The sequence below is a fragment of the Salmonella sp. SAL4457 genome, assembly GCF_046548235.1.
Taxonomy (GTDB): domain Bacteria; phylum Pseudomonadota; class Gammaproteobacteria; order Enterobacterales; family Enterobacteriaceae; genus Salmonella; species Salmonella enterica.
The window spans coordinates 1-514 of the sequence record NZ_JBGDZO010000039.1 but is presented as its reverse complement, the minus strand read 5'-3'; the positions used below and the strand labels follow the sequence as shown (position 1 = coordinate 514).

At 52.9% G+C, this 514-nt stretch carries 1 rRNA gene; it reads left to right on the top strand.

Annotated features, from left to right (window positions below):
* Nucleotides 1-504: ribosomal RNA gene (locus tag ACLJNW_RS23105) — 16S ribosomal RNA — on the top strand; the annotation flags it as partial.
* Nucleotides 505-514 lie beyond the last annotated feature (10 nt).

Genomic DNA, 514 nt, shown 5'->3' with positions numbered 1-514 from the left:
GTGAGACAGGTGCTGCATGGCTGTCGTCAGCTCGTGTTGTGAAATGTTGGGTTAAGTCCCGCAACGAGCGCAACCCTTATCCTTTGTTGCCAGCGATTAGGTCGGGAACTCAAAGGAGACTGCCAGTGATAAACTGGAGGAAGGTGGGGATGACGTCAAGTCATCATGGCCCTTACGACCAGGGCTACACACGTGCTACAATGGCGCATACAAAGAGAAGCGACCTCGCGAGAGCAAGCGGACCTCATAAAGTGCGTCGTAGTCCGGATTGGAGTCTGCAACTCGACTCCATGAAGTCGGAATCGCTAGTAATCGTGGATCAGAATGCCACGGTGAATACGTTCCCGGGCCTTGTACACACCGCCCGTCACACCATGGGAGTGGGTTGCAAAAGAAGTAGGTAGCTTAACCTTCGGGAGGGCGCTTACCACTTTGTGATTCATGACTGGGGTGAAGTCGTAACAAGGTAACCGTAGGGGAACCTGCGGTTGGATCACCTCCTTACCTTAAAGAA